At 42.2% G+C, this 17,416-nt stretch carries 27 protein-coding genes, 1 tRNA gene and 1 pseudogene; 26 read left to right on the forward strand and 3 right to left on the reverse strand.

The features are described from left to right. Nucleotides 1–71: 71 nt before the first annotated feature. From V8I28_RS12225 to V8I28_RS12235, 3 genes are all read right to left on the reverse strand, one after another. Nucleotides 72–359 (reverse strand): hypothetical protein, encoded by a 288-nt coding sequence (locus V8I28_RS12225; RefSeq protein ID WP_258115713.1) that lies wholly within the window; start codon nt 357–359, stop codon nt 72–74. Nucleotides 360–646: 287 nt separating this feature from the next. Continuing rightward, nucleotides 647–769, reverse strand: coding sequence for a hypothetical protein (locus V8I28_RS12230; RefSeq protein WP_341780375.1), 123 nt, complete (start codon nt 767–769; stop codon nt 647–649). A 126-nt stretch (nt 770–895) separates the two neighbouring features. Further along, the gene (locus V8I28_RS12235) at nt 896–1,645 is read right to left on the reverse strand and encodes an XRE family transcriptional regulator (RefSeq protein ID WP_341780376.1); all 750 of its coding nucleotides are present in this window, start codon (nt 1,643–1,645) and stop codon (nt 896–898) included. A 155-nt stretch (nt 1,646–1,800) separates the two neighbouring features. Here V8I28_RS12235 and V8I28_RS12240 point away from each other — a divergent pair, with 155 nt between their 5' ends. The 26 genes and pseudogenes from V8I28_RS12240 to V8I28_RS12365 all read left to right on the forward strand — a co-directional run bounded on the left by V8I28_RS12240 (nt 1,801) and on the right by V8I28_RS12365 (nt 17,409). Continuing rightward, a complete protein-coding gene (locus tag V8I28_RS12240) occupies nt 1,801–2,043 on the forward strand; it encodes a helix-turn-helix domain-containing protein (RefSeq protein ID WP_341780377.1) in 243 nt (80 codons plus the stop codon). 20 nt (nt 2,044–2,063) lie between these two features. Next, the gene (locus V8I28_RS12245; protein WP_341780378.1) at nt 2,064–2,777 is read left to right on the forward strand and encodes a Rha family transcriptional regulator; all 714 of its coding nucleotides are present in this window, start codon (nt 2,064–2,066) and stop codon (nt 2,775–2,777) included. Nucleotides 2,778–2,950: 173 nt separating this feature from the next. Continuing rightward, entirely contained in the window at nt 2,951–3,073 is a 123-nt protein-coding gene (locus tag V8I28_RS12250) for a hypothetical protein (protein WP_341780379.1), read from the forward strand. Continuing rightward, entirely contained in the window at nt 3,064–3,354 is a 291-nt protein-coding gene (locus V8I28_RS12255; protein ID WP_341780380.1) for a hypothetical protein, read from the forward strand. Before V8I28_RS12250 ends, V8I28_RS12255 begins: the two co-directional genes overlap by 10 nt. Further along, nucleotides 3,345–3,557, forward strand: coding sequence for a hypothetical protein (locus V8I28_RS12260; protein ID WP_341780381.1), 213 nt, complete (start codon nt 3,345–3,347; stop codon nt 3,555–3,557). The genes V8I28_RS12255 and V8I28_RS12260 overlap by 10 nt, the downstream gene beginning before the upstream one ends. Nucleotides 3,558–3,559: 2 nt before the next feature. Beyond that, nucleotides 3,560–4,045 carry a siphovirus Gp157 family protein gene (locus V8I28_RS12265; protein WP_341780382.1) on the forward strand — a complete coding sequence of 162 codons (486 nt, stop codon included), beginning with the start codon at nt 3,560–3,562 and terminating at the stop codon, nt 4,043–4,045. Between the two features lie 9 nt (nt 4,046–4,054). Next, nucleotides 4,055–4,738, forward strand: a complete 684-nt coding sequence (locus tag V8I28_RS12270) for an ERF family protein (RefSeq protein ID WP_341780383.1) — start codon at nt 4,055–4,057, stop codon at nt 4,736–4,738. Continuing rightward, entirely contained in the window at nt 4,731–5,162 is a 432-nt protein-coding gene (gene ssb / locus V8I28_RS12275; protein WP_341780384.1) for a single-stranded DNA-binding protein, read from the forward strand. Before V8I28_RS12270 ends, ssb begins: the two co-directional genes overlap by 8 nt. Before the next feature lie 10 nt (nt 5,163–5,172). Next, nucleotides 5,173–5,730 carry an HNH endonuclease gene (locus tag V8I28_RS12280; protein WP_233670540.1) on the forward strand — a complete coding sequence of 186 codons (558 nt, stop codon included), beginning with the start codon at nt 5,173–5,175 and terminating at the stop codon, nt 5,728–5,730. A 9-nt stretch (nt 5,731–5,739) separates the two neighbouring features. Further along, entirely contained in the window at nt 5,740–6,447 is a 708-nt protein-coding gene (locus tag V8I28_RS12285) for a putative HNHc nuclease (protein ID WP_341780385.1), read from the forward strand. Beyond that, a complete protein-coding gene (locus V8I28_RS12290) occupies nt 6,422–7,141 on the forward strand; it encodes a conserved phage C-terminal domain-containing protein (RefSeq protein ID WP_341780386.1) in 720 nt (239 codons plus the stop codon). Before V8I28_RS12285 ends, V8I28_RS12290 begins: the two co-directional genes overlap by 26 nt. Nucleotide 7,142: 1 nt before the next feature. Continuing rightward, the gene (locus V8I28_RS12295; RefSeq protein WP_341780387.1) at nt 7,143–7,913 is read left to right on the forward strand and encodes an ATP-binding protein; all 771 of its coding nucleotides are present in this window, start codon (nt 7,143–7,145) and stop codon (nt 7,911–7,913) included. 170 nt (nt 7,914–8,083) lie between these two features. Beyond that, nucleotides 8,084–8,503 (forward strand): hypothetical protein, encoded by a 420-nt coding sequence (locus V8I28_RS12300; RefSeq protein ID WP_341780388.1) that lies wholly within the window; start codon nt 8,084–8,086, stop codon nt 8,501–8,503. Nucleotides 8,504–8,658: 155 nt separating this feature from the next. Next, nucleotides 8,659–9,054: a YopX family protein gene (locus tag V8I28_RS12305; protein WP_341780389.1), complete on the forward strand. Its 396-nt coding sequence runs from the start codon at nt 8,659–8,661 to the stop codon at nt 9,052–9,054. A gap of 126 nt (nt 9,055–9,180) precedes the next feature. Further along, the gene (locus V8I28_RS12310) at nt 9,181–9,372 is read left to right on the forward strand and encodes a hypothetical protein (RefSeq protein ID WP_341780390.1); all 192 of its coding nucleotides are present in this window, start codon (nt 9,181–9,183) and stop codon (nt 9,370–9,372) included. A gap of 28 nt (nt 9,373–9,400) precedes the next feature. Continuing rightward, on the forward strand, nt 9,401–9,616 hold the full coding sequence (locus V8I28_RS12315) for a hypothetical protein (protein WP_341780391.1): 216 nt from the start codon (nt 9,401–9,403) through the stop codon (nt 9,614–9,616). Between the two features lie 12 nt (nt 9,617–9,628). Further along, entirely contained in the window at nt 9,629–10,054 is a 426-nt protein-coding gene (locus V8I28_RS12320; RefSeq protein WP_341780392.1) for a transcriptional regulator, read from the forward strand. 74 nt (nt 10,055–10,128) lie between these two features. Beyond that, nucleotides 10,129–10,186 (forward strand) — tRNA-OTHER (locus V8I28_RS12325). A gap of 374 nt (nt 10,187–10,560) precedes the next feature. Then, nucleotides 10,561–10,728 carry a hypothetical protein gene (locus V8I28_RS12330; RefSeq protein WP_341780393.1) on the forward strand — a complete coding sequence of 56 codons (168 nt, stop codon included), beginning with the start codon at nt 10,561–10,563 and terminating at the stop codon, nt 10,726–10,728. Continuing rightward, nucleotides 10,706–11,218 carry an HNH endonuclease gene (locus tag V8I28_RS12335; RefSeq protein ID WP_341780394.1) on the forward strand — a complete coding sequence of 171 codons (513 nt, stop codon included), beginning with the start codon at nt 10,706–10,708 and terminating at the stop codon, nt 11,216–11,218. The genes V8I28_RS12330 and V8I28_RS12335 overlap by 23 nt, the downstream gene beginning before the upstream one ends. Before the next feature lie 482 nt (nt 11,219–11,700). After that, complete coding sequence (locus tag V8I28_RS12340) at nt 11,701–12,159, forward strand: phage terminase small subunit P27 family (RefSeq protein WP_341780395.1); 459 nt, start codon at nt 11,701–11,703, stop codon at nt 12,157–12,159. A gap of 30 nt (nt 12,160–12,189) precedes the next feature. Further along, nucleotides 12,190–14,097 (forward strand): annotated as a pseudogene (locus V8I28_RS12345) (terminase large subunit). After that, entirely contained in the window at nt 14,087–14,284 is a 198-nt protein-coding gene (locus tag V8I28_RS12350; protein WP_341780396.1) for a DUF1056 family protein, read from the forward strand. Before V8I28_RS12345 ends, V8I28_RS12350 begins: the two are co-directional and overlap by 11 nt. 2 nt (nt 14,285–14,286) lie before the next feature. Continuing rightward, on the forward strand, nt 14,287–15,468 hold the full coding sequence (locus V8I28_RS12355) for a phage portal protein (protein ID WP_341780397.1): 1,182 nt from the start codon (nt 14,287–14,289) through the stop codon (nt 15,466–15,468). Beyond that, nucleotides 15,446–16,177, forward strand: coding sequence for a head maturation protease, ClpP-related (locus tag V8I28_RS12360; protein WP_445928214.1), 732 nt, complete (start codon nt 15,446–15,448; stop codon nt 16,175–16,177). Before V8I28_RS12355 ends, V8I28_RS12360 begins: the two co-directional genes overlap by 23 nt. Then, on the forward strand, nt 16,177–17,409 hold the full coding sequence (locus V8I28_RS12365) for a phage major capsid protein (protein ID WP_341780399.1): 1,233 nt from the start codon (nt 16,177–16,179) through the stop codon (nt 17,407–17,409). Before V8I28_RS12360 ends, V8I28_RS12365 begins: the two co-directional genes overlap by 1 nt. Nucleotides 17,410–17,416: the final 7 nt, after the last annotated feature.

A 17,416-nucleotide genomic window follows, 5' to 3' on the forward strand; every position in this document is an offset into this window, starting at 1 on the left:
CTAATTAATCAACGACCATTAAAAATACATCATCAACAGACTGCCATTGAAAGATTCCGGGCTTGTTCGGATTAAACTTGTAATTTGCCTTGAGAATAAATCATATCGTTTTGTTTTATTAGTAACCAATTTTGTTCAACTACGGCGTTTAGGTCATTTAACATGGCATTCTCTGCATTGGTCATATTAAGGGAAGTGAATGCCTTAAAATATCCATTCATGAATAGCTCATCTGTTATGTTTTTGACCAGCTTATGTGTTTCTGGGTCCAATGATTCCAGACCCTTCAAATGTAGAAATGATTGTATTTTTTGTTCTTGTTGTTCTTGCTTTTCTTCAGCAGATTTAAAAAGTCCCATAGCATTATTCTCCTAGAACGGGTCCAGCTTTTACCGACTTCCGTATCTGGTCTTATATAGTTATAATACCGCTAATCATGAGAATTGACGGTATTTATTTAAACAAAATCCAGATCCATTAGGGATTCTTCCAAGCTATCAATGGTTTCATTGCGTTCCATATAATCAACCCAGCCATCATAAGATTTTCGCTGACGGGGCTTCATGGCTGAACTCAATTTGGCTTGGATATTGCTAATGAATTTGATGACAGCACTGCTGGTCTCATTTTTAATGCGCAGGCTACTCTACTTCTTATTGGTGGGGCGGTCTGCGTTTTGTTCGTTTAAGAACGCAGCATATTTATCCCGAAAATTGTCGACAATCTGGCTATGTGCTTCCAAGTATTCTTCTAATTCAAACGTTGTCATAATAGCAACCTCCATATTTAAGTTGTGACTCGACTGATTACATAGGACTCGGACCCATGATCAACCACCCGGCTAATCAAACGTATGTTCTTTTGAAGTGCTAAGATAAGTCCCCATATAGGGGACTTATGAAAATACAACGCCTAATACTTTGACGCCAGTCTCTTTATCAACCTTGATATTAGGATATTGTGGGTTGAGTGATACCAGCGTAGCCTCACCATCAACTACTGACAGCTTTTTCAGATACGCGCAACCGTCCATAACCGCGGCGATGATCTGACCATTACGGTAATCGTCTTCCTTTTTGACGAAGACAACTTGCTTGTCCTGGTAAACAGGCTCCATTGAGTGGCCGTTGATCTGGAAGGCATAGTCATAATTACTAGGGACAGGCTTATGCACGGTTACAGTGAATGGATTAGTAGAATCATCAAGGAACTCACCAACACCAGCAGAGAGGACACCGCTGGCCGTAATTTCGATGGTGTCATCGTCTTTGGGGAACTTGATGACGTTAGATGCTGTAGACAAACGTTTTTTGATGAAGTTAATTGTTTCTTTTTTCCCGTTTGAATCTAGCTGGTCGTATAAACGCATTAATTCAGAACTATCATTCTGTACATTAACAGTTGAACTAAACCTAGGGTCAATGTCTGACTTTAGTACATTAAAAAAGTCTGCCAATTTTTGCACATTTCCCAAGGTGGGAAGTGAAGTACCTTTAAAATATCCAGTTAAAGTGCTCTTGGGTATCTTCGTTGCTCTATGAATGTCGATCTGCTTTTTGTTCTGAGAATTGAGCAAATTGTTTAAATTTGCTGATACTATTTTCTTATTTAATGTATCTTGTGGTGTCAATTCTGGACGTGCCATAAATGTACCCCCCCATTTCATTACCTATATTATATCGAATTAATCCGAACTATTCAACAAAATATTTAAAAAAATACTGATTAATTCGAACTTTAGACTTGAAAGTTCGAATTAATTCGTATATAATCAATTATGCTGTTAGGAGGTGATAATAAATGAAACTGATTAAGTTCTCCTTAGAGGCTTGCCGAAAAAATGTGGGAATGAATTTAAAAGATGCGTCGGAATATGTTGGGATAAATTATCAGACACTATCTAAGTATGAACACGATAGCTCGAATATTCCTCTGAGCTTGCTCAACAAATTATCTGTTCTATATAACGTTCCAACGGATTATATTTTTTTGGGTAAAAAGGACGAATTAATTCGAACTTTAAGATCAACGCAGTCTGCTTAGACTAGAAAGGAATGATCCACATGAATGACTTAGTAATTATGAAAAACAAACAAGCAGTCACCAGTAGCTTGCAAGTAGCAGAAACATTTGGTAAGCGACATGATCATGTTACGCGTGATATTGAAGAACTGATTGCACAATCTGGTTCCCCAAAATTGGGGAACGAAATGTTTGCCACAGGAACTTATGAGAATCGTGGTAAGCAATATCCAATGTATTACATGAACCGCGACGGCTTTACCTTGTTAGCAATGGGCTTCACAGGAGATAAGGCACTGCAGTTTAAACTTCAATACATTAAGGCGTTCAATGAGATGGAACAGCAAGTTAAATTCCAAGTGCCATCTACGTTGCCAGAAGCATTACGTTTGGCCGCTGACCAAGCAGAGAAAATTTCAGTGCTGCAGCCTAAAGCAGACTACACCGATAAGATGTTAGCTAATCCAGGATTGGAAACAACATCGGTAATCGCTAAGAACTACGGATACTCAACGCGTGAATTTAATAAGCTGCTGCACGGACTGGGCATTCAATACAAGCAAGGCAAAACGTGGTTACTGTATGCCAAGTATCAGGATCAAGGCTACACGCATGTCGAACCTTACGGATACGCCAACAGTGATGGCATCGAAATGGTACGCAACACCATGAAGTGGACGCAAAAAGGGCAACGTTTCCTTTATGAATTTCTCGAATCAAAGGGAATCATGCCTAAAGTTGAGCAGACAGCATAAGGAAGGAATGGTTATATGTACGAAATTTATCTGATAGTTGGCTTTCTAGCTTTTTGGGCAACGGTAATTGTATTGATCGCCTCAGCTGGTTATCAGCTACGGAAGTCAGTGGTGCGTGCCGGCGGATGGGCACCATTTTGGAAAGACTTCTTTGGAATGGAGGTCGTCGATCGATGAAATTATGGCATGAAAAAAGAGCCCTGACCTGGCCGCCAGAGCTCGAAAAGATGAAACGTTTGTCAAAACTATTCTATGACAATTCTACTCAGAAAGTGGGGCGTTGGCAATGGCTTTAGCACCAGACGCAGCAACGTTTGATTTTGTCCGGTACATGAATCGGCTGGAATCGCAGCCTGAGACGGGACTCATGGTCAAAGATACCAATGGCAACCCCATGATTTCTGGTGAAACTTATTGGGAAGCAGAAGGCCGATATGTACCAACCGATGAAGATTCAATGCACGACTTTTTAGATGCTGAGGGTGAGGATTACGGAGCCCAGATTGATTGGGACTATGACCATCTGGCAGCTATCTTGGAAGATTTTAAAGGCGCGGAGGTGATCTCATGGACGTAGTCAAGGTACACACAAGCAGTCGTTTCCAGCCTAAAGCAGTGGTTGCTACTAATTTAGCTGAACTAGATGACATTAAATCTGATCTATTCAAAGAAGTTCAATTGTTGGCCGAGAATGATCGGCTTAGCAATGATGAGATTGATCGGCTATACAGTATCAGCGACGAGCTTGTTGCTTGGTCACCCAATTTGGAGGAGGAATAAGCATGAATCTATACGAACTTGATGGCAATTTATTGAATGTCGTTGAATTAGCCAGCAGTGCCAAACCAGAAGATCAGCAGCTGTTCGATGACACAATTGAGAGCTTGCAAGATAGCATCGCTGACAAAGCAATTGACTACGGAAAAGTTATTAAGCAGCTGGTAGCTGACAAAAAGCAACTGACAGACAAAATTAAACACGACCAAGAACGAAATCGTGCGTTGTCCAACAATATTAGTCGGTTGAAATTGGCACTACAGCACGCGATGGAAACAGCGGGCAAGGACAAAATCAAAGATATTGACCTGTCTATTTGGATTCAAAATAACCCCGTTAGTGTTGCTGTGACGAACGATAAATTTATTCCTGATGAATTTACTGAGGTAGAAAAGAAACTGAATAAAGCGGCCATTAAACAGGCACTCAATGATGGTGACGAGGTTCCTGGCGCCAAGCTAGTACAGACACGGTCAATTCGAATTAAGTAGGAGGAAGTCATGGAAAAAAGTGAATCAATTAAAAACTTGGCCACCAGTATGGCACAATTCCGTAAGAATTTACTCAAAGCACAACCAAGTAAAGATGGAAAAAGTCATTATGGGAACTATGTAACTTTGGAAGACCTAACCGCTGCAGTAGATGGAGCGTTGCCAGAGTCGTTAGGTTATACGCAGGAAGCGACCAGCGATCCTAATGGTGTTTCTATTACGACTATGCTGTTTGATGCTAGTGGCGAGTACATTATTTACAATCCGCTTAGCATGCCAGTACAGCGCAAAGATGCGCAGGCATTCGGATCTGCTGAAACTTATGCACGACGATATAGCTTATCAGCAGCGTTCGGCGTATCCGCGTCTAAAGATGACGATGGACAACAAGCAACTAAAGCGGCTCCTAACAACCGTACGGCACAACAGCCAGCTCATAGGAATAACGGGACACAACAAAGCAATCGTCAACTCCTGCCTGTAACTAAACAGCAGGCCACAACACTTAATGGATTGTTTGAGGCAATGAGTAAGGCAGCAAGCGCCCCAATTGAAGCCGTTAGAAACGGTTATCTGGAAAAATTAAACGTTAGCCAGGTCAAAGATTTGACGCATGATGGTGCTAACCAACTGATCAGCCTAGTGACTGCTCAATTAAAAAAACAAAGTGAGAAGGGGAATTCAAATGATTAATCGAGTAGTTTTAACTGGGCGACTAACCCGTGACGTGGATTTACGGTATACGCAAGGCGGTGCTGCTGTAGCTACTTTCAATCTGGCCGTTGATCGGCGGTTTACCAACAAACAAGGTGAGCGCGAAGCTGATTTTGTTAGTTGCGTTATCTGGCGTAAGTCGGCAGAAAACTTTGCCAACTTCTTCCACAAAGGATCTTTGGTAGGCATTGAAGGCCGTATTCAAACACGCAATTATCAAAATAAGCAAGGCCAACGCGTATATGTTACGGAAGTTATTGTTGATAACTTCTCGTTCTTGGAACCAAAGAACTCTACTGGTAACGGTAGTTATCAAAACAATCGACCGCAAAATAATACGAGTGATCCGTTTGCTAACAACGGTGAGTCCATTGATATTCAAGATAGTTCGTTACCGTTTTAGGAGAATTTAAATGAGTGAATATAGACAAATTCCGGGGTATGAAAATCTTTATGAAGCAAGTAGTAATGGCACGATTTGGACATGTGAAGGTAAAACGACATTTAGGAATATACACGGAAAACGGCAAAAGCGAGTTTGGAAAAGGCGTCAAATTATACCTAAACGTGAGAAAAGGCAAAGCAGCACACATTATGATTTACGTGTCGAACTATGGAAAAATGGCTCACACCAAACAAAACTGGTTCATCGCTTAATTGCTATGTCATTTATACCGAACCCACAAAATAAGCCCTGCATTAATCATATTGACGGAAATTCTGAAAACAACCGTCCAGAAAATTTAGAATGGTGTACCTATAAGGAAAATCAAATACACGCATTCAGAACCGGTCTTAACAAGCATTGTAAACGTGTAGAGTTAATAAGCACGTATGATCATAAGCATCATACATTTTATAGCATGGCTGAAGCCAGCAAGTTTTTAAAAATGAGTCACGGTTTTGTTTCAGGACTTGTCAGTCGAGGAATCATGAATTTTGGTGAATACAAAATCCTTATAAAGGATTGAGGTGATTAAATGCAGCGGTCACGATCAAAATACTTTGAACGTAATGGCAAGTCATACTTGCTAGTCGAGCTTGAACAAAAGCCAAATTTAGACCATATCGAGACCGTTAGCGGTTCGCGTGACCAACTTTACCTAGATTGGGAACTAGCCGACACACGCAAAGCTAGGCCGCAACAACGGCGTCTATTCTTTGCCCTGCTAAATGATATTGCTGATTACTTCGTGGTGCCACAAGACTTCCTGAAAGCAATGTTTTATGGCCAATATCGTGAGTATACCAACGGTAATGAGATTAGCCTGTCAGACACGACAGAATCGTCTGTGAGCGATGCTAACGTGTTACTCGACCTAGTTATCGACTTCATGTTTACGTGGCGTGTACCGTTCAAACAAGGCTATGAATTGCTACCGAGAGAGCAAGAGTATTACCAATATCAGTGTTGCCGGCATCGTCGGTGCATGGTGTGTGGCCGTGAACATTCGGATATTAACCATGTTGATACGGTTGGGTCTGGCCGTGATCGGAATCATCTTGACCATACGCAACTACGAGTTAACTGTTTGTGTCGTGAGCACCATACAGAATGGCACAAAATCGGGCCGACAGCGTTTGGCGAGAAGCATCACATTCCGGTTACTGGGATCAAGCTGGACGAAGAAACGTTGGAAAAGATTGGAGTTAGAGGAGATTATGGCGAGACTCATAAAGAGCACTAATAATACTTACACGAACGTAAGCAATAAAGTTGTCAGAGATTCTAACCTTAGCTGGAAAGCAAGAGGAATATTCCTTTATCTTTGGAGCCAGGCAGACAACTGGAAATTCTACGTAAGTGAAATTGAGAAGCATTCAGTTGTTGATGGACGAGAATCCTTACAAAACGGGTTGAAGGAGCTGGAAAAGGCCGGATATTTAATCAGATCTGTAAAATTTGATGAAGCTAAGCAGATAAAAGGAATGGAATGGTTTTTATCCGATTATCCGTCGAACGGGAAACCCGTCGGACGGGAAAGCCGTCCAAGGGAAAACCCGTCACTAAGAACTACCAATAATAAGAATTACCAAAAACAAGAAATACTAAATACAAGTAAAAACCATTGTGCAGCTAACGCAGCACCTGATTTTTCTTGGCAATCTGTAATTGACTATCTCAACGAAAAGACTGGCAAGCATTTCAAACACACTAACACTAACAAGGGATTAGTTATGGCACGACAGCATGATGGATTTAGCGCCGAAGATATGCAAAAAGTGATAGACCATCAATGCAAACTGTGGCTCAACACTAAAGATATGGCTCAGTATTTAAGGCCATCTACTTTATTTAGAGCTAGTAAATTTGAAGGCTATTTGAATGCAGTACCTGATGAACCAAAACATGAGGGCCGCGAGTATTGGACGGGAGGTTAACATGGAGCACGTTACTTTTGACCAGGGATATATTCAGCGGCTAGCCAATGCCCACCATGTTGACCTGAACCACTTGCCCACTAAGGAAGAATTAGATCGTAAGACGGCTGAACAAGCAGCTCAACAATTGAAACGGGACAAAATGGCCCGGTACTATAGCTACTCGGTCTGGTCCGGAAACATACCGCTCAAATTCTCGTTTGGCAACTGGAATATTGCTAAACAGGACAATCCACACTTAGCTAAATCACTAGGCAAAAAAGCATTCGTGTTGGCTAAGCAATTAGAAAACCAAAACTTCAATGTGGCTATGATGGGTGATCGTGGCGTTGGTAAAACGTCTTTAGCACTAGCTATGTTGGACCACCTGATGAGCCATGGACGTAGTGGCATGTTTGTATCAACTGCTGAGCTGCTAAGAATGGTCAATGACAAATATGAGGACACTTCACTTCGTTCCAAACTACTCAACATAACGCGTTCAATGATTGAGGTTGATGTATTGGTACTAGATGATTTTGGCACAGAAGGCGGTATGACTGGCAACATTAAACCGGTTCATAAGGATCTGCAAGACATCATGTATCGGGTTTCTAACGCTAGAGTTGATTTTAATCACAACACCGCTAAAGGTATCACCATCATTACAACCAACAACACCAAAGGACAGCTAAAACAGATGTATGAAGGCAAGTTCATTGATCGCGTATATCCAGACAACCCGGAACAGCAACTTATTTTTGACGGCATGAAAGGGGTGCGTCACGTATGAGTGAATGTCCATTGTGTCATGGCACTGGCGTTTTTCACCACTGCACGGAAAGCACCGTCACAGCTAGCCCATGTCCTAATTGCAATGAAGTTTTGAAAGAACGGCGTAAACTTGAATTTGAAGAACTAAGGAACGAAGCAAAACGACTATTGAGAAAGGAGTAGAGGTGTATGTCATCAAACAAGAAAATGGCGGCCGCAATCAGGTCGGCTTATGCCAATTATGGCGACGATCCAGATGATTGGCCGGAAGATGTTAAAAAAGAGATCCGCGGTCAAACTGAGGAAGAACACACCGCAGAAAATAATGTGCTGCGCCACATGATTTTACACGGATATACCAGCGAATACATTGCACAAGAACGATCAAATTCACTGCATTATCTAAAGCAATTACGTGTCAAAATGAAAAATCGTGACGAATTGGATTACCAAGCCACACCAGATGAATTGACACAGCTAAAATACAACGTCGATCACATGAACAAGCCTAACAACCAAGGAATTGCTAGTGTTATGGGCCGCGACAAAGATTGGGTGCGCTGCATGCGAGAGAAGCTACGGGAGGCAGCCAATGAGACACGGCGATAAGGTATATTACCACCGACACCGCCGCGTTAAGCAATCAGCCACATGGCTATGCTGGATCGTTCGCGGCGATAGGCGGTTAGCGATGATTAAAGTTGAAGGTGGTCACGGGCATATTGAGGTGGCACCAAGTGATGTTGAGATTGGGAGGGCGAATGATGACACCAAAATTTAGAGTGTGGGACGAAACGCAGCATAAAATGCTACAAGTCGACTATATAGAGTTTATAGATGGCAAGGCGTACTGGTTTGAAGCTAGTCCTGCTGATGGTAATGTGCAAGGTGAAAATGATGGCCCTGTTGGAGGCAATAGCCAGCTTAAATTGGAGCAGTCTACCGGACTGAAAGATGCCAATGGTGATGATATTTATGAAAATGATTTAGTGCTACTTGACCCAGACGATCCACCTTATCAAGTTATTTTCGATGAAGGCAAATTTGAGCTGTCTAATGATTATTTAAGATTAGTTTATGATCTTAGTGAAGAACATATGGACTGCGAAATTATCGGTAACATTCACGAAAATCCGGAACTATTGGAGGAAGAAAAATGAATAAATGGAATTTTCGACTTTGGCTGGCACTGAACGGCGCACAGCATATCAACACATTATTTTGCAAGCCAATCAATCAAAGCAAGCCGCGTTGGCGACGAGTAAAAAAACTATTGGAGGCACAGCATGACACACGAACAGATTGAGTATCGCAAATACGTGCTGCAAGGCATGGCAAGCTATGATGGCGATGTGGCACAGGCCTTAGTGTGGTGCGGCAATCACTTTATCAAGCTGAACGACAGCCAGTGCAACGCGATTAACAAATTGTCAGCGAAGGAACGTAACCAGGTTATTCATGAGCTGACAATGAGATAAAATTTCTATTTTATGTAGAGGTTAGAATATGGATAAAACACGCGACGAAATGAACGGTAACCAGCGTATGTTGCTTAACTATCTGGAAGCATTGGTGCCGAAAGACGATGTATTGATGGGGATAGCTGAGTTTCAATCCAAATTAGGCAATCACAGCGCGCCTAAGGAAGTTTACATTATTTTGGGTATGCTGAGCAATGCGGAGATTACTAACGTGCTACACGAGCTTACACGGCCATTTTAGGAGGCGTGATTGGTGAGACGATCGACGATTAGAACGGTAGAGGATATTTTACGTGATTATCCCAAGATTGATAAGTACATTGAACAGCGCGAACAGGAGTTACGTTATCCGGTAACGCCGGTTGATGAGAATGTTGGCGGTGGTCGGGCACAGAACGGATTCAACGATAGCACAGAACGGTTAATTATCACGCTAGATGAAGACAAGCGGATTAACGCACTGAAGAAGCAGCGCCAAGTTATTGATGACTGCTTAGATGAAGTTGGAGAAGACACCGAGATTATTATTGACGAGCTGTATTTCAGAAAACGGCCTCGATATACGATTGATGGGTTAATCACTAATGGATTGATCCATGTAAGCCGTAGAAAGGCATTTTATTTAAAAAAGCAGTTCATAAATGATTGTGCTAAAGAATTAGGGCTATATGATTTATAAAATCGTGCACTAATTGCGCACTTTTGACCCCTAGTTTGGGTGTAAATTGGTACCATAAGCGATTGATGAAATGGACGTGCATAGCTCAACGGCAGAGCAAAGAAGATACGGGTTCGACTCCCGTTGCACGTATTGCAATTAAGTTAGGTCCCGTAATGTATAAAGGCTAGTACGCACAACTTATAATTGTGAAATGTTTTGGGTTCGATTCCCACCGGGACCATTGGTCAGCAGCCACGGTATTGCGCAATACTAAAATGCGAGTTATACGCTAAGCTTAAAAGCGTAAGTCGACGGGTGGTTGAAACGTGGCTAAAATAGAAAAAGCCCACGTCAGGAGGCTCATTACCGCGCGTGGTTCGATTCCACACCAATCACATACACGGTCGTCTCAAACGAGGCGGCCTTTTAATTTGGAGGAATGGCAATGAGAAACTATCAACGGAGCAACTTAATATTCGGCCTGCTGATGGTGCTGATCATTATTGTGTTGGGGGTGTGGATACATGCGACGCACTGAATATGGCTACGTTAGCCCAGCAGAGAACCATTGCTATCGTGACTTAGAGCGTTGGTTGGCTGACAAGAAGAAACGTGAGCGTCGTGCTAAGAAGCATGGCGCTTTTAACTTACAAAAAGGCGGTGGTGATTATGCCAAGAGTAAGACGCTGTAGACAGCCAGGATGTCATGCCATGGTTAACTTCCCTGATCATTATTGCCAACAGCATTATGAACATGAAGCAGAGTACTTGGCTAGTCGACAACGCTGGGCACGCAGTAATGACAAACAATACACACATAAGTACAATACAGTTACACGTAATCGCAATGAGACTAAGCGTCAGCAATACAACTTCTATCGTACACGACAATGGTCACACCTAAGACAACAAGTCCTAGAGCGTGACCATTATTTGTGCGCGTATTGTCGTGTACAAGGAATCATCACGGCTGCTAAAACAGTTGACCACATTATACCCATTGAGTACGACCAAGCAATCAAAGCAAACGTTGATAACCTTGCTGTCATCTGTGGTAAGTGTCATAGACGAAAGACTGATTGGGAACAGCGATACTACGGGACTGGACAAGGTAACGAGCTAAGACAAGTTGATGAGATTACTGATGTGAGTGCTATTAATGTATTGATGAATAAGGAGTGATTAACAATGGATTTGAAACAAGAATACATGTGAAAAAAGTATGATGCAATTCCAAGCTATGAAGAAGTTAAGCTTGCTATGAATAGTGAACTAACGGATGAACAGATTAGAACTGCTGGACTAATTATTAAGCAAGCGGTGCTTTACAACTTATGTGATGTACACATTGATTTGATTAAATTTACACCAAACCAAGCTAATTCCATGCTCAGACTGCTTAAAGCCAAAGGGTATTCGGACTGTAAAATTATGTTTATCGATAGCACACCTAATTATCTGGCTGTCCAGTTAAACACGTCTAATTTTCGTTCTAAGGAATAATACAACAATCAGGTGTAATGTATCGAAAGCTAAATAAAAATCACCCCCGCCCCATATTAACGGTCGAGAGAGCCGCACATAACCCTCATCTTGTGACACAAACGTTTTTTGGAATATTTTAGGTAGGGGGGGTCACCCAATAATGAAAGGAGGCAGAGAAAATGAAAAAAGCGGATAAAGACGTCAACAACGGTCAATTAACGCGCACACCGCCAGCTTACTTAGGACGGCAAGCTAAGGTCGTTTGGCGTCGATTAGTGCCTTTTTTAGAGGATAACACCCCAGTTAGACGCATTGATAGCGGTCTTGTGGAACAATATGCTTCTCAGTATGAGATTTACCGCAATGCCTATAAGCACATTCAAAAGAACGGTGAAGTTCAAGCAATCTATAAGACATTGCAAGACCATACTGGTCAAAAAATTGGTCAGGACTTTACAGGTTACAAGCGTAATCCTATGACACAAATTTACGATTCAGCGGTTAAAAATCTGACTAAACTAGGCGCTGAATTGGGACTATCTCCTAAGTCACGTAGTGATTTGCTCAAGTTAAACTTAGATGACCACAAGGATGAGCGAAGTATTAGTGATCGTATGAAAGAATTTTTGGGAGATTAAAAAAGACTACTTGTGAAAGGGGGTGATCTTATGAATATTGACCTTACTCAATCACACGATGTGTTAGGAGCATACCGTGGAATTGATGTTAAAAGTATTCGTGACGAATACACAGACGCAGGAACTCAGTACGCTTTAGATGTTTTAGATCAGAAGGTAACCACTGGTTATTTGATTAAGTTAGCGGCTTTTCGCCATATTAGAGACTTACAACGACAAGGTAGCGTTGAATTCCCGTTTACTTACTCGGTTAAAAAAGTAGACCAAGTGCTTAAATTTGCTTCTATCTGTCCGAACGTTGATACAGGCGAACCAACTAAACTTATGCCATGGCAAGAATTCATTATGGCTATGCTAATTGGCTGGCGTAATGATGACGGTGGCAAGCGTTTCTCACGGGCTATAGTTTCAGTTTCCAGAGGCCAGGGGAAAACTGTGCTTATGGCGATTATTACTGCCTATAGTTTTTTAATTGAGTCATTGGGACTATCTAACCAAGATTACTTAGTTTCATCTATTAATTACAAACAAACGAGCAAGATTCTGGGCTACATTAAATCAATGTTAGCCAAAATTGCAACGATTGAACCGTTTAAAACACTAATGCAAGATAGTGGGCTAGATACACGTACATTATCATCTCAATCTGATCAAATTGTTATGAGCAGTAACAATAACAAACTGCGAGCAATTAGTCACGAAGCAGGCCAATATGACTAGCTAGGCTCATTTCATTTCACAACTGCTATTTTTGATGAAATTGGTGAAATTAAGACACGTCAGAAGATTTCTAAAATCGTTTCAGGCCAAGTTAAGGTGCGCAATAAGCAATTTGTTCAGATTTCAACGGCTTATCCCGATCCAACCGTGCCATTCCATGATGATGAACGTATGATTCAACAAGCGATGGAACAGGATTACTTACGTGATGCTGATACGTACTTAGGATTGATTTGGGCCCAAGACAGTTTAGATGAGACGTTTAAGCCGGAAACTTGGGTAAAAAGCAATCCTTTGCTTGATTTACCAAGCCAGTATGAAGTCTTAATGAACGGGCTGACAGATAAGCGTGATTCTGACGCGTTGTCAGGCACGATTAATGATTTTCAAAACAAAAACCTTAACCTTTGGCTAGAACAATCAGTGGACAGCTTTTTAAAACTTCCTGACGTTGAAAAAGCCATTGTGCCATCATTTAGTTTTGATGATCGGCAAGTCTATATTGGCTTTGACTACTCAATGTTTAGCGATAATACCGCTTTGGCATTTGTGTTTCCTTATCAGGATGCTAAGGGAAAACCGCGATGGTTTATTTACCAGCATAGTTTTATCCCGTGGCAAAAGGCTGGATCGATTGAAGCCAAAGAAAAACAAGATGGCATCAACTATCGTGATTTAGCTCAAAAGGGTTTCTGTACGATCAGCAGTCACCCACAAGGGCTAATTAATGATGAACAAGTCTATCAGTGGCTGCTAAACTTCGTGGATCGTCACCGGTTAGAGGTGGTCTTTTTTGGTTATGATTCGTGGGGAGCTACTCCGGCTATCAAACAGTTAGAGCTTAATTCTGGCTGGCCGCTAGAAGCTATTCGTCAACGAACCAGTGAATTGAAAGACCCAACCAAGTTTTTACAAAAGGTGTTTGTTGAAGGGTCAGTTGACCGACTCGATGATCGAATTATGGAAAAGGCGCTACTGAATGCCGAGATTTATGAAGATAAGATCGGCATTCAGGTTGATAAGGCTAAAGCCACACTAAAAATTGATGTGGTAGATGCACTGGTCGATGCTTTGTTCCAAGCCATGTATCACTTTGAAGACTTTTCAGACGTTAACAATCCTGATAAGCAAGTGGAACGCATGACTAAGGAACAGGTCTTAGAATGGTTTAACAATCCAGAGTCGGGGCTGTTAGGAGATGATATTGATGATTTTTAAACGCTTTTTTGCCATGATTTGGCACTATTTTGACTTTTTATGCTTCGTAAGTGCCTTGATTGTGGCGGATTACGGGGCATTTTTATTTGGCAAGCCTTGGGGTGTCATGGCAGTAGCGGTGACACTGTTTGTAATTGGCTGGCTGTCAGAAGTGATTAACACGTCCCAGAGTAAAGGAGGTGATTAAAAATGCCAGTTTTTAGACCACCTGAGATTAAGAACCAAGTACAAAGTGTTCCCGTTGAAGATAGTGACATTGTTAATTTCTTAAACCCCAATGGTCAACGTGATTATGTCAGTGCAACAGATGCGTTAAAAAATTCTGATATTTATTCGGTAGTCAGCCAATTATCCGGTGATCTGGCGACGGTACAGCTTAGCGCCAATATGCCACGAGCACAAGGAATTCTGAACAATCCCAGCAGCACGGCCAGTGGTCATGCGTTTTGGCAATCAATGTTTGCCCAGCTACTACTAGGCGGTGAATGTTTTGCTTATCGTTGGCGGAACGTTAACGGAGTAGATTTGCGCTGGGAATACTTGCGGCCCAGTCAGGTTGAAACGTACTTGTTGAAAGACGGAAGTGGCCTAACTTATACCGTGACGTTTGATGAAACGCGATTAGGTGTACGGCAATACGTACCACAGGGCGACATGATTCACATTCGGTTAACTGGTATTAATGGCGGGCAAACGGGTATCAGTCCCTTAGAAGCACTAACTAGTGAGCTACAGATCAAGGACGCTTCCAACGACTTAACGTTGGCTGCATTAGCACGTTCAATTAGCGCGCCTGGTGTGCTATCTATTCAGCATGGCGGCCTGTTGAGTGAAAAAATGAAAGCTAGTCGATCACGTAACTTTATGAGGCAGGTCAATACGTCAAATGGCGGTCCAGTTGTAATTGATGAGCTGGAAGACTATAAGCCGCTTGAGATGAAAGCTGATGTAACTAAGCTGTTAAGCCAGACTGATTGGACCAGCAAGCAGATTGCCAAAGTATTTGGTATTCCGGATAGCTATTTAAACGGCCAAGGTGATCAGCAAAGCAGCATTGACCAGATCAAAGGCATGTACGCCAATGCGCTCAACCGTTATATGCAATGTATTGTATCTGAGTTGGACAACAAGCTGAACGCGACTATCACCGCCAATTTACGGCCAGCAATCGACCCATTAGGAGATGCCTTTGCCACGACACTATCTGGATTAGCTAAGGACGGTACAATTGCTAATAACCAAGCGACATGGGTACTGCAACAATTGGGATACTTCCCTGCAGATATGCCAGAAGCTAAAAATCCGGCAACGCAACAAGTTGTGACCCAGTCAGCGGAAGGAGGTGGAAATAACGAAGAAGGTAATGATTAAAGGTAACGTAGTTGATGATGAGACAGCCGGTTTCTATCAATTCTTTGGTATGCCAGCTGTATCACCAGCCGGCGTGTCGGATGTGCTAGATAGCGCGGGTCCTAATGACGATGTAGAAGTTGACATTGCGTCTAACGGAGGCGACGTGTTCGCTGCTAGCGAGATCTACACGATGCTAAAAAATTATCAAGGGAACGTCACGGTTAATGTCCAAGGATTAGCTGCTAGTGCTGCTAGTGTGATTGCTATGGCTGGGGACAAAGTCTCCATCTCACCCACAGCACAAATTATGATTCATAAGGCATGGTCAGGCGTCCAAGGCAACGCAGATGACTTATCGCATGAGTCGAATGTGCTAGATAGCATTGATCAGTCTATTGTTGCAGCGTATGTTACTAAGACTGGCATGGACGCTGACGATGTGCTGCAATTAATGGCTAACGAGACTTGGATGACGGCACAAGATGCAGTGGATAAAGGCTTTGCTGACGAGATTATGTTTGTCGATGACAAGCAACCTCAATTCACTAATTCAATTTCAGAGATTCCTTCTAAGGCAGCAATCAACAAATTTATGAATCTGATTTCCAAATCGCAACCCAAACCTACACAACAACCTACACAGCCTAAAGAAAGCCAACCTGCTAATGCACTAATGCAAAGCAAGTTGGCTATTTTAATGGGGAAAAATAAAGAGGAGGCCAACTAATGGCTAAGAATATTAATGACTTAAACGATGCCTGGATTGCCCAAGGGCAAAAGGTATCAGATCTGAATGACAAGCTTAATGCTGCCGTTTTAGATGATAAATTTAACAAAGAAGAATTTGAAAACATGACTGCAGAACGTGACAATGCGGTTGCCCGGCGTGACGCTTTACATGAACAATTGGAAGAAGAACGCAAGGCTAAAGAAATTGCCAATATGGATGATAAGAATAAGACCCCACTTGATGATAATGAAAAAGACATCAAAGCTGAGTTCATTAAGAACTTCCAAGGCATGATTAAAGGTGACCCGAAAGTTATGAACTTGGTAACTTCTTCTACTGACGCAGCTGGCAACGCAATTGGTTTGACTATTCCTCAAGATATTCAAACAGCAATTAATACGTTGGTTCGCCAATATGATTCATTGCAGCAGTATGTTAATCGAGAAGCCGTTACAACTCAAACTGGGTCACGAGTTTACGAAAAGTGGACTGACGTGACTCCTTTAGCTGATTTAGATGATGAAACGGCTACCATTGGTGATAATGATGATCCTAAGCTATCCATTATCAAATACACGATCCATCGGTATGCTGGTATTACCACTGCCACTAATTCGTTACTAAAGGATACAGCTGACAACATTTTGGCTTGGCTGTCTCAATGGATTGCCAAGAAGGTTGTAGTTACTCGCAATGCTAAGATCATTGAAGTAATGAACAAGGCGCCAAAGAAGCCGACCTTAGCTAAGTTTGACGATATCGTGACAATGATCAACACGGCCGTTGATCCAGCTATCAAGTCTACTTCATTCTTAATGACGAACACGTCCGGTTTAAATGTGCTGTCAGAAGTTAAGGATGCTATGGGTCGTTACTTATTGCAACCAGACCCAACACAACCCGATAGCTATTTAATTCGTGGGAAGCGCATTGTTGAAGTGGCCGACAAGTGGTTGCCAAACACTGGTACGACTTCTGCACCAGCTTACCCACTGTATTACGGTGATCTATCACAAGCTGTGACGTTGTTTGATCGGGAAAACATGTCGTTGCTGACGACTAACATCGGTGGCGGTGCTTTTGAAACCGATCAAACTAAGATTCGTGTAATTGATCGGTTTGACGTTGAACCAACGGATACCGAAGCTTTTGTTGCTGGTTCATTTGCGGCGATTGCTGACCAACCAGCGAACTTTGCAGCAGGTTCTACAACCACACCTGGTAAGTAATAATTAG

It is taken from the genome of Levilactobacillus sp. HBUAS70063, assembly GCF_038374745.1.
In the GTDB taxonomy this organism is placed as follows: Bacteria; Bacillota; Bacilli; order Lactobacillales; family Lactobacillaceae; genus Levilactobacillus.

Coding starts and splice junctions, on each gene's coding strand:
- V8I28_RS12225 (WP_258115713.1), bottom strand. CDS start 359: ATGGGACTTTTTAAATCTGCTGAAGAAAAGCAAGAACAACAAGAACAA.
- V8I28_RS12230 (WP_341780375.1), bottom strand. CDS start 769: ATGACAACGTTTGAATTAGAAGAATACTTGGAAGCACATAGCCAGATT.
- V8I28_RS12235 (WP_341780376.1), bottom strand. CDS start 1,645: ATGGCACGTCCAGAATTGACACCACAAGATACATTAAATAAGAAAATA.
- V8I28_RS12240 (WP_341780377.1), top strand. CDS start 1,801: ATGAAACTGATTAAGTTCTCCTTAGAGGCTTGCCGAAAAAATGTGGGA.
- V8I28_RS12245 (WP_341780378.1), top strand. CDS start 2,064: ATGAATGACTTAGTAATTATGAAAAACAAACAAGCAGTCACCAGTAGC.
- V8I28_RS12250 (WP_341780379.1), top strand. CDS start 2,951: ATGAAATTATGGCATGAAAAAAGAGCCCTGACCTGGCCGCCAGAGCTC.
- V8I28_RS12255 (WP_341780380.1), top strand. CDS start 3,064: ATGGCTTTAGCACCAGACGCAGCAACGTTTGATTTTGTCCGGTACATG.
- V8I28_RS12260 (WP_341780381.1), top strand. CDS start 3,345: ATGGACGTAGTCAAGGTACACACAAGCAGTCGTTTCCAGCCTAAAGCA.
- V8I28_RS12265 (WP_341780382.1), top strand. CDS start 3,560: ATGAATCTATACGAACTTGATGGCAATTTATTGAATGTCGTTGAATTA.
- V8I28_RS12270 (WP_341780383.1), top strand. CDS start 4,055: ATGGAAAAAAGTGAATCAATTAAAAACTTGGCCACCAGTATGGCACAA.
- ssb (WP_341780384.1), top strand. CDS start 4,731: ATGATTAATCGAGTAGTTTTAACTGGGCGACTAACCCGTGACGTGGAT.
- V8I28_RS12280 (WP_233670540.1), top strand. CDS start 5,173: ATGAGTGAATATAGACAAATTCCGGGGTATGAAAATCTTTATGAAGCA.
- V8I28_RS12285 (WP_341780385.1), top strand. CDS start 5,740: ATGCAGCGGTCACGATCAAAATACTTTGAACGTAATGGCAAGTCATAC.
- V8I28_RS12290 (WP_341780386.1), top strand. CDS start 6,422: ATGGCGAGACTCATAAAGAGCACTAATAATACTTACACGAACGTAAGC.
- V8I28_RS12295 (WP_341780387.1), top strand. CDS start 7,143: ATGGAGCACGTTACTTTTGACCAGGGATATATTCAGCGGCTAGCCAAT.
- V8I28_RS12300 (WP_341780388.1), top strand. CDS start 8,084: ATGTCATCAAACAAGAAAATGGCGGCCGCAATCAGGTCGGCTTATGCC.
- V8I28_RS12305 (WP_341780389.1), top strand. CDS start 8,659: ATGACACCAAAATTTAGAGTGTGGGACGAAACGCAGCATAAAATGCTA.
- V8I28_RS12310 (WP_341780390.1), top strand. CDS start 9,181: ATGACACACGAACAGATTGAGTATCGCAAATACGTGCTGCAAGGCATG.
- V8I28_RS12315 (WP_341780391.1), top strand. CDS start 9,401: ATGGATAAAACACGCGACGAAATGAACGGTAACCAGCGTATGTTGCTT.
- V8I28_RS12330 (WP_341780393.1), top strand. CDS start 10,561: ATGCGACGCACTGAATATGGCTACGTTAGCCCAGCAGAGAACCATTGC.
- V8I28_RS12335 (WP_341780394.1), top strand. CDS start 10,706: ATGCCAAGAGTAAGACGCTGTAGACAGCCAGGATGTCATGCCATGGTT.
- V8I28_RS12340 (WP_341780395.1), top strand. CDS start 11,701: ATGAAAAAAGCGGATAAAGACGTCAACAACGGTCAATTAACGCGCACA.
- V8I28_RS12350 (WP_341780396.1), top strand. CDS start 14,087: ATGATTTTTAAACGCTTTTTTGCCATGATTTGGCACTATTTTGACTTT.
- V8I28_RS12355 (WP_341780397.1), top strand. CDS start 14,287: ATGCCAGTTTTTAGACCACCTGAGATTAAGAACCAAGTACAAAGTGTT.
- V8I28_RS12365 (WP_341780399.1), top strand. CDS start 16,177: ATGGCTAAGAATATTAATGACTTAAACGATGCCTGGATTGCCCAAGGG.